An 8,201-nucleotide genomic window follows, 5' to 3' on the forward strand; every position below is an offset into this window, starting at 1 on the left:
GCTTTTAGCTAAACTCTCAAAAACAGGTAAAAAATCCTTATCAAATCCGCTAATTTCAATTTTTATAGCCATTTATATCCTTTCTTATATAATTTTTATTTTTATTATACCATAAAGGATTTTGTTGTAAAATTGGAAAAAACTTTTTTTATATATAAAATTACATAAATAAGACAATCAAAATACAATATAAAAGATTAAAGAATAGTAAAAACGGTTTTTTAAAAAAACTAATATAAATATATGGCTAATTATATAATTAATCCTCCTCTAAGCCATCATTAATTCCTGCTTCTGCAAGTTCAAGCTGTTCTTTTTGATACACTTTATCATCTTTGGCATCTTTAAAACCTTTTAATAATAAAGTTTTCATTTGCTCTATATATTCTTGATCTTTACACATATTAATCCTTTTTATTTATCAGGTTTAAAACCACTATCTAAAATTATTTTTGTCATTGCACCTTTAAGTTTATCAAAACGATTTAAAGCTTGCATATTACTAACTCTAAGCAATCTTATTTTATCATCTTTTTTATAAAACACTTTAAAAACTTCATCACTTTGTTTGTGTTTTACCATATCATCTAAACCACATTTTTCTATAAACTCACAATCTTTAGCAAAAACTTCATTTTCTACATCAAATAAATCTTGTTTATAAGCATTTGATGAATGGGGATCACAAGAATGAACATCAATAATATAATCTTGTATATTTTTTTGCATAGCAAATCCTTTAAAAAATAGTATAAATTTTTATTTTTAGAATGACTTAAAATCTTTTTTTAATTTTTATAAATATTAAGGATATTATTTTTTTATATTATGTTGATGATCTTTTTTATCAAAGTCATAAAATGTAACAAATATGGCTACGGCTATTGCAAAAGCTAAAATAATATGAATGAGATAAATCCATATTGTTTACTTTGTAATATGTTATTTTAACATATAAATTATAACAAAAAAGAAAAAAAATAAAATGAAAATAATAAGAAATTGATTTTTTATTATTTATTATGATAATCTTATTTGAGTACTTTTAAAAAGCTTAGAGTATAAAGTGTTGTGATGTAGCTTTTAAAAAGAAGAATAAAAACAAAGAAGCAGAAAACGCCCTTATAAAAATTATTAATTATATTCACTAACCATAGATGTAATAAAAAATATTGAGTAAAATATAATCAAAACAAATTTCTATTTATTTTTATAAAAACTGCATTTTTAAATTTGCTATGTTATAATTAAAAAAAGGTTGTATAAATATGAAAAATTATTATATTTCAGAAGGTGTAAAAGCTTTATTTTCTATCTATTTTAAAGATCAAACTGAAGAAAATTTCATTAAAGCTCTTAACGAATTTGCTAAAGAAAGTCAAATAAATTCTCAAGAAATAAAAGACAAATCTTTTAGAGAATTTAAAGAAGCCATTTCTAAATTACCAACTATAGATCTTTTGAATACTAGATTTGATAAGCTTGAATATTCAATAGGTGCTAAACTTGATAAGCTTGAAGATTCAGTTGATAAGCTTGAATATTCAATAGGTGCTAAACTTGATAAGCCTGAAGATTCAGTATGTGCTAAACTTGATAAGCTTGAAAACAAACTAGATAGTTTTAAAAGAGAAGTTAGAACATATGTAATTATTCTTGCTGCTTTAATGTTTATTTTACAGCCTACAATTTTTGATTTAATTTTGTCTATCTTTAAATCATTTCTAAGACAATAAGGTTTTTAGTTTTCACTTTCGTTAGTGTGTTTATCATTGAGATAATGAGCTACTAAAACCAATGTACCAAAAACGAAAGTGATAGCACCAATTAAAATAGCTATATTATAACCATCCATTTTTTCTCCTTTTTTTCAAAAAAGTTCAATCTTTAAGAAAGATTGATGATAATGCAACTACCGTTAAAATTAGCAAACTTTCGATGAGAATAATAAAAGCTCTACTATCGCCTGTTTGTAAACCATAAAGACTATTTATAAACAATCCTATGCCAATAGATTCCATGAATATTAAGATTGCTTTTGTGGGTATTTTTGTAAATATTACTATTTTTTTGAAAAAATCCTTCTTTTTTCTCCTTATCTTATAACAAAAAAATGCTAAAAGTCAAGGGATAAAATATCCCACCTTAGGGTTAAGTTACACTAGATTGTTTCTAGTGTGAGAATATTATTTTAAATGTTTTACCATAAAGTCCATTATTGCCCAAACACTTGAAATTATAGTGGCAATGCTAACAACACAAGCTCCTAGCCAATAGATTCCTTGCTGTTTTAATGAACTTTCCATTCGTTTGATTTCAGCTTCAAGTCCTTTAGTCTCAGATTGGAATAAATCCTTGCTAACCAACTCATTTCTTATTTGCTCAATGGCTTCTTGCTTTAAATTCCCAAAATTAAGCCTTTGCGTTGTTGCTCTATCATTAGCAAATTCTTCAAAAGCTTGAATGAGCTTTTTAGCTTGATCAGTATCTGAAAAAATACTTTTCAATAATGTTTTAAAGCTCTCATTGAGTGTAATTTCTTTTTTCATGGCATATCCTTGCATACTAACTCCTAAATTATAACATATTTTCATGTGCGCTCTTAGGCTACATTTCCAATTTGCTTCCACCATGTTTTTTTCTCAGAGTGAAATCTATAACCTAATTGCTTGATTTTTTCATTTAAACCATAGGTATTTCTTACAATTCAATAATAACCATTTTCATTTTTCACTTTGAGTCCCAAAGATAACAAAATTTGTCTTTCATCTTCGCTAAAAGTTGTAGCGTTTGATTGTGAAAAGTTTTGTGAGAAATCAACTTTCTTTTTGTTTTCATGAGTATTGTTTTGGCAAGCTTCAATATCGATAATAATATTGCTAGTTTCAGTCATTCCAACGCCCATTTCTTCAGTAGAATATAATCCACTAAGTTAGAATTTTACCACTAGCCCAAGTATTTATTGTAGAAGCAGAGACATCTAATTGTCTTCCTAATTCAGTTTGAGTAGTGTTTAACTCTTTACAAACTTCTTTAATAATATTTTCTTTCTCTTCTGTCATGCTAATCCTTTATTTTAGATTAATATTTTTTAGTAATAATTTTTTCATTACTTTTCAGAAATGAAAGGATTTGGCTCATTTTTTGAGTTTCCCTGTCTTAGTGCAGGGATTATTATATTTTCTACTATTTTATTTTTAAGCATTTCAAAATCTTTGTCATTGATTTTTCCTATGTAAGTTTTTATCCTTTTAGTATCAAAAACTCTCATTTGTCCTAAAAGTGCAACTTGTAAAGTGCCTTTATTGTCCTTAAATTTGTGAAATAAAAAGCCTTTTTTTGTTTTTAGTCTTAGAACTTAAAGGTGCGCCTAAAAATGTGCCATTATAAAAACTATTTATTACCAAAACAGGACGCGTAAAAAACTCATTTTTATCTTAAACTTCAGCACCGATATTTAAACCAATGCTAAGCCAATAAATCTTTTTTTACACTAACTTTTCTGATTAATTTTACTTTGTTTAAGCTCTTTTTTCGTTCGTTCCAGCTGTCAAATTGCACTTCGTTTGTTTTATTCCTTTTATATCCTTTGGCATAATGCTATGTAATGCTGTAAGCAGAAGTTTTATCTTTAAATATTTCTTTTCTCTATTTTTCTAAGTTTTTTCATTGTTTCTCCTGTCTTTTTAAAAATTAATTCTCGATTTGTTTTTCAACTAATTTTCTCTTTCTTTTTTTGATTTATTGGTATTTTGGTTTATGATTTATATAAAAAGCAAGATCCTTATTATAACAGTTTCATTTTTTTAAATAGCGAAAAATGAAAGGAGTGATAAAGATTTTGAGATTTTTCCATGTATAAAATAAGGCAGATTTTTATTTTATCAATAGCAATTATTATTAAAAAAAATAGCAGAAAATTTCATTTGCCTATATTAATGTAACTTTTTATTACAATCAGCATTTTCAAAAAACTTTATCATTATTTCAGCTTAAATTTTATCATTTAAAATTAAACTTGATATAAATCTTTTCGTATACTTTGCTCGCTCGATTTAAATATATAAAAGCATAATATTGAGTAATACTATGTAATTTTAAACAAGGCATGGTTTTTGATAAAATTTTTAGATGAAAAAATCTACAAGCTTGATTGTTTTATTGATTAATTCCAAAACAAGAACTAAAAATTAACAATCTTAGTCTATTAAAATTCTTTTTATACAATTAAAAAATAATTATTATATACAAATGTGAAAATATGGATAATACGCAAAAATATGCAGCTATAGATCTTAAGTCATTTTATGCTTCTGTTGAATGCATTTTAAGAAAATTAGATCCTCTAAATACCAATCTTGTAGTTGCGGATGAAAGTAGAACTGAAAAAACAATATGTCTTGCGGTATCTCCCGCATTAAGATCTTATAATATATCAGGCAGATTAAGACTATTTGAACTAATACAAAAAGTAAAAACAATCAATTACAAGCGCTTAAAAATTGCTAAATATTTCAGTGCAAAATCATACAATCATCTTGAACTAATAAATAATCCTAATTTAGAACTTGATTACATTGTCGCAAAACCTAGGATGTCAACATATATAGACTATAGTTCTAAAATCTACAGTATTTATTTAAAGTATTTTGATCCAAAAGACATTCATATTTACTCCATTGATGAAGTATTTATTGATTTAACTCCTTATATCAAACATTATAAGCTATCTGCTGACAAACTCATTGAAAACATATTATTTGAAATTTTAAAAACAACTCAAATAACAGCAACTGCGGGAATAGGAACAAATCTTTACTTAGCAAAAATTGCAATGGATATATTAGCCAAAAAACAAAATATTAATAAAGATGGACTTTGCATAGGGTATTTGGATGAAATGCTTTATAGAAGAAAATTATGGCAACACACGCCCATAAATGATTTTTGGCGTATAGGCAAAGGATATGCAACAAAACTAAAAAGCATAGGCATTAACAATATGGGAGATTTAGCAAGATACTCTCTTAATAACGAGGATAAACTTTATCAAATTTTTGGAGTAAATGCTGAGTTATTAATCGATCATGCTTGGGGGTTTGAAAGCTGTACAATGCACAAGCTATTAAAGAATATAAAAGCAAACATATCTCTAAGGTAATGGCTAAGGTTTTGCCTAAACCTTATAGTTTTAAAAAAGCTAGAGATATGCTTAAAGAAATCGTCGATCATATGGTTCTTGAGCTAATTGAGCAAAATTTAACATGCAATCAAATCATTTTAGATGTACAATATGATAAAGAAAGCTTAGAAAAGGTACAAAGCTACAATGGTCCAATGAGCAAAGATTCCTATGGAAGATCTATTCCAAAAAATGCACATTCAACAATCAATTTGGATTACCACAGCTCTTCCTTGGAAACTATTTGCAATAAAGGTTTAGAATTGTTTGATTTAATAGTTAATGCTGATTTTTTAATTAGAAAAATAAGTCTTACTCTTAATAATGTTGTAAAAAATGACACGATAAAAAAATTAAAGAACCCAGTCTTTTTACTGACTTAGAACAGAAGGAAAATAAAAATTTTATAAAAGAAGAGAAATTACAAAAAGCTAGACTCGCGATTGTTCACAAATATGGAAAAAAATCTATTTTTAAAGCCTCGAGTCTTGAAAATGGCTTAAAAATTAATTCGCAAATAGGAGGACACAATGCCTAATAACCAAGATGATATTATTAATATTAAATACAAAAAATCTACAAAATATCCTCTTATGCCATTAGAAAAAAGAGCGGCACAGTTTGCTCCATTTTCAGTGCTTAAAGGATTTGATGAAGCAATTGAAAAAAAAGAAAAAAGAAGTGGAAAGAAAGCTTGAAAAGTCTATCTATATAAACGAGTAATCATGTTTTTATGAGAAAAAATATTTTAGATATAAAAATCAATTAAAAACAAGTAAAAAAATAAGTATTTTTTAAATAGTGTATTTTTTATACCACTTTTATCTCTATATATTTTAGACTTAAAATAAAATTAATTAAAATTAGTATTAAAATTTTATCTTTTTTTTCTGTGAATTTTCATATAAAAAATATTGTTTTTTAAATGATTAAAAAAATAAAAAAATTATCTTGTACTTTTCACGAGCAAAAATTCAAAGAGAAAATTACAGCAAAACTATATTTATTTTGATTTATTTTTTTGTTTTTTTATCTATCATTTTTTATTTTTATTTTTATTTTTATTTTTTTACCTATCTTTACTCTAAAATTTTTGTAAATTTTTCAATTAAAAAATACTCCAAATCCAAACCCACAAAAAGACAAAAATAGTTTTAATTAAGCATTAAAAAGTCTAGCCTTTAGCAAGAGCATTTTTATACCTATCCTAAAGCAAAGAATGCCTATAAATTGGAGATTTATAGTATTTTTAGAATGAAATTTATTTTTCTCAAAAAAAGGGTGTTAAAAAATTTTATACCTAACATTCATTAATTTCGTTAATAATATTGCCATTTTTGTACCTAACCTAAAGTATTTTTAGCCCCTGAAATAGAAAAGTATTCTTCTCACCCTTTATCACCTCATTTATTCCCCTTCTTTATCCGCTACATTTCATTGAATAATTTTCATCATTTATCCCCTCATTTATCACCCCCTTTATACCCCATCTCCCATTCCTCCCTATCTTGCATTCTACGCATTCAAATCTCATCTTAACGCTATCCTTAACACAAATCCTTATAGCCTTTATACTCATTCTTTCTCTCATTTATCACCTCATTTATTCCCTCATTTATTGCCTTATTTATTGCCTCATTCTTTCTCATTTACTCCCTATCTTTGCCATTTTTTAAACATATTTCTAGCATAAACTTTCCCTGATATATAAAAATACTCATTTCATACCCAAGTTAAATAAAAATACGGTATAATTTCATAAAGCACTAAAACCACAGAAGAAAACTTATGTCTAAAACTAATACACGCCCAAGCGAAAAAACAAAATGCACAAAGCCATAGAAACTTGATTTACCAAAATATACCTAAACAAAATAATCCACAAAGAGAAAAACGACAAATTATTTGTCAATATAACTAGCTGTCTAGCATTCATACTCTCAATCTATGGCAAAACAGATGAAAACAAAAGCAAAATGACACCTGCTGTTATAGCTTATATCAAAAAAACAAAAAACACTTTTATTGCCAAACTAAAAAGAGTTAAAAACCATGAGAGCATTATCGATTTACAAGCCAAATACCCAAAGCTTGATATAGTTTCAGCCTATCAATTCCTAACCCTCAAAGATAAATTCAAAATTACCAAATCAGAAATCCAAGATTTTGAAACACTAATCGATATTCTTTCAAAAAACGCCCAAAAATCAAAAAAATAACCCTAAAACGATAAAAACATTAAAAAAATCATTTTAGCCTTTTAAAGGCTAATTCTGTCATTTTAAACCCTATATCCATTCAAGATACCCACTTGCAATCAAAAAAAACACAAAAAAACCTACAAAAATCGCAACACAAAACAAAAACCACAGCCCATTTCAAAACTGCAAAGCATTTTTGAAAATTCGCAAGAACTTCTAAAATAAGCCCTAGCTCTCATATTATCGCTATAAATCAAGCACAATCAAAAATACACGCCATGAAGAAAATTTTGCAGTTTTTAGCTCTAAAGTCTATTTTTGCCAAAAATCTTACACAATAACTCGATTATCAACAATGCTTAAAAACCTACAAAATAGATATTTTAAAAGCTTTTTACAAATCGCAAAATGTCGGTAAAACATTGATGATTACTTGCCCGCAATAATAAGCTTTAAATGCCTATATTTGGGCTATATTATTGCATTATGCCCATTGGCTCAACTTTTTACATTTTTTTCAAAAAAAGCAAAAGAACCTAAAAATAAGGGTTTTAACATAATAAGCCCTAAATATTGATATTTTATTTTTTATTACACTTTTTAGTATATTTTTTCAACAATAAAAATTAAATTAATATTAAAAACCCTATAAAATAGTATTTTAAATAAACTCTTTTTTGTAGTTAAGTTGTAATAAAGTTGCACTCAAGTTGTAATAAAAATAACATTAACTACATATTAACTACACTTTTACTTCAAAAAACATGCAAATTTTCACATTTTTGTAGTTAAAGTGTAGTGAAAGTGTAATAAAGTTG

General features: G+C 26.0%; 12 protein-coding genes. 5 read left to right on the top strand and 7 right to left on the bottom strand.

The genetic code is table 11. The features are described 5' to 3' along the window. Positions 1-259: 259 nt before the first annotated feature. Together AJ939_RS10975 and AJ939_RS08305 are read right to left on the bottom strand one after the other, a co-directional pair. Positions 260-403, bottom strand: a complete 144-nt coding sequence (locus tag AJ939_RS10975) for a hypothetical protein (RefSeq protein ID WP_002782730.1) — start codon at positions 401-403, stop codon at positions 260-262. Between the two features lie 11 nt (positions 404-414). Then, the gene (locus AJ939_RS08305; protein WP_070210654.1) at positions 415-729 is read right to left on the bottom strand and encodes a hypothetical protein; all 315 of its coding nucleotides are present in this window, start codon (positions 727-729) and stop codon (positions 415-417) included. 539 nt (positions 730-1,268) lie between these two features. On the opposite strand from AJ939_RS08305, the gene AJ939_RS08310 reads away from it, so the two are divergent. Then, positions 1,269-1,736 carry a hypothetical protein gene (locus AJ939_RS08310; protein ID WP_070210653.1) on the top strand — a complete coding sequence of 156 codons (468 nt, stop codon included), beginning with the start codon at positions 1,269-1,271 and terminating at the stop codon, positions 1,734-1,736. A gap of 450 nt (positions 1,737-2,186) precedes the next feature. Here the strand turns inward: AJ939_RS08310 and AJ939_RS08315 are convergent, their stop codons facing one another. From AJ939_RS08315 to AJ939_RS10980, 4 genes are all read right to left on the bottom strand, one after another. Next, positions 2,187-2,564, bottom strand: coding sequence for a hypothetical protein (locus AJ939_RS08315; RefSeq protein WP_044780706.1), 378 nt, complete (start codon positions 2,562-2,564; stop codon positions 2,187-2,189). A gap of 143 nt (positions 2,565-2,707) precedes the next feature. Continuing rightward, a complete protein-coding gene (locus tag AJ939_RS11225; protein WP_250540843.1) occupies positions 2,708-2,893 on the bottom strand; it encodes a hypothetical protein in 186 nt (61 codons plus the stop codon). Positions 2,894-2,927: 34 nt separating this feature from the next. After that, on the bottom strand, positions 2,928-3,062 hold the full coding sequence (locus AJ939_RS08325) for a helix-turn-helix domain-containing protein (protein ID WP_044779626.1): 135 nt from the start codon (positions 3,060-3,062) through the stop codon (positions 2,928-2,930). Positions 3,063-3,109: 47 nt separating this feature from the next. Continuing rightward, on the bottom strand, positions 3,110-3,271 hold the full coding sequence (locus AJ939_RS10980; RefSeq protein WP_162835473.1) for a hypothetical protein: 162 nt from the start codon (positions 3,269-3,271) through the stop codon (positions 3,110-3,112). A gap of 990 nt (positions 3,272-4,261) precedes the next feature. Here AJ939_RS10980 and AJ939_RS11230 point away from each other — a divergent pair. The 3 genes from AJ939_RS11230 (at position 4,262) to AJ939_RS10665 (ending at position 5,880) form a co-directional block, all read left to right on the top strand. Continuing rightward, the gene (locus AJ939_RS11230) at positions 4,262-5,161 is read left to right on the top strand and encodes a hypothetical protein (RefSeq protein ID WP_250540842.1); all 900 of its coding nucleotides are present in this window, start codon (positions 4,262-4,264) and stop codon (positions 5,159-5,161) included. Next, the gene (locus tag AJ939_RS11235; protein ID WP_250492793.1) at positions 5,161-5,565 is read left to right on the top strand and encodes a hypothetical protein; all 405 of its coding nucleotides are present in this window, start codon (positions 5,161-5,163) and stop codon (positions 5,563-5,565) included. The genes AJ939_RS11230 and AJ939_RS11235 overlap by 1 nt, the downstream gene beginning before the upstream one ends. Positions 5,566-5,712: 147 nt before the next feature. Beyond that, on the top strand, positions 5,713-5,880 hold the full coding sequence (locus tag AJ939_RS10665) for a hypothetical protein (protein WP_250540841.1): 168 nt from the start codon (positions 5,713-5,715) through the stop codon (positions 5,878-5,880). Between the two features lie 722 nt (positions 5,881-6,602). Here AJ939_RS10665 and AJ939_RS10985 read toward each other — a convergent pair. Continuing rightward, positions 6,603-6,773 carry a hypothetical protein gene (locus AJ939_RS10985; protein ID WP_002807115.1) on the bottom strand — a complete coding sequence of 57 codons (171 nt, stop codon included), beginning with the start codon at positions 6,771-6,773 and terminating at the stop codon, positions 6,603-6,605. A 385-nt stretch (positions 6,774-7,158) separates the two neighbouring features. Between AJ939_RS10985 and AJ939_RS11240 the strand changes: the two genes are divergently transcribed. Beyond that, the gene (locus tag AJ939_RS11240) at positions 7,159-7,401 is read left to right on the top strand and encodes a hypothetical protein (protein WP_070233922.1); all 243 of its coding nucleotides are present in this window, start codon (positions 7,159-7,161) and stop codon (positions 7,399-7,401) included. Positions 7,402-8,201: the final 800 nt, after the last annotated feature.

Source organism: Campylobacter sp. BCW_6889 (assembly GCF_001762535.1).
In the GTDB taxonomy this organism is placed as follows: Bacteria; Campylobacterota; Campylobacteria; order Campylobacterales; family Campylobacteraceae; genus Campylobacter_D; species Campylobacter_D jejuni.

Bases quoted from the DNA above. Each gene is read 5' to 3' on its own strand.
- AJ939_RS08315 (WP_044780706.1), bottom strand. From the start codon at position 2,564: ATGCAAGGATATGCCATGAAAAAAGAAATTACACTCAATGAGAGCTTT.
- AJ939_RS08310 (WP_070210653.1), top strand. From the start codon at position 1,269: ATGAAAAATTATTATATTTCAGAAGGTGTAAAAGCTTTATTTTCTATC.
- AJ939_RS10985 (WP_002807115.1), bottom strand. From the start codon at position 6,773: ATGAGAGAAAGAATGAGTATAAAGGCTATAAGGATTTGTGTTAAGGAT.
- AJ939_RS10980 (WP_162835473.1), bottom strand. From the start codon at position 3,271: ATGAGAGTTTTTGATACTAAAAGGATAAAAACTTACATAGGAAAAATC.
- AJ939_RS11230 (WP_250540842.1), top strand. From the start codon at position 4,262: ATGGATAATACGCAAAAATATGCAGCTATAGATCTTAAGTCATTTTAT.
- AJ939_RS11235 (WP_250492793.1), top strand. From the start codon at position 5,161: ATGGCTAAGGTTTTGCCTAAACCTTATAGTTTTAAAAAAGCTAGAGAT.
- AJ939_RS11240 (WP_070233922.1), top strand. From the start codon at position 7,159: ATGACACCTGCTGTTATAGCTTATATCAAAAAAACAAAAAACACTTTT.
- AJ939_RS08325 (WP_044779626.1), bottom strand. From the start codon at position 3,062: ATGACAGAAGAGAAAGAAAATATTATTAAAGAAGTTTGTAAAGAGTTA.
- AJ939_RS11225 (WP_250540843.1), bottom strand. From the start codon at position 2,893: ATGACTGAAACTAGCAATATTATTATCGATATTGAAGCTTGCCAAAAC.
- AJ939_RS08305 (WP_070210654.1), bottom strand. From the start codon at position 729: ATGCAAAAAAATATACAAGATTATATTATTGATGTTCATTCTTGTGAT.
- AJ939_RS10665 (WP_250540841.1), top strand. From the start codon at position 5,713: ATGCCTAATAACCAAGATGATATTATTAATATTAAATACAAAAAATCT.
- AJ939_RS10975 (WP_002782730.1), bottom strand. From the start codon at position 403: ATGTGTAAAGATCAAGAATATATAGAGCAAATGAAAACTTTATTATTA.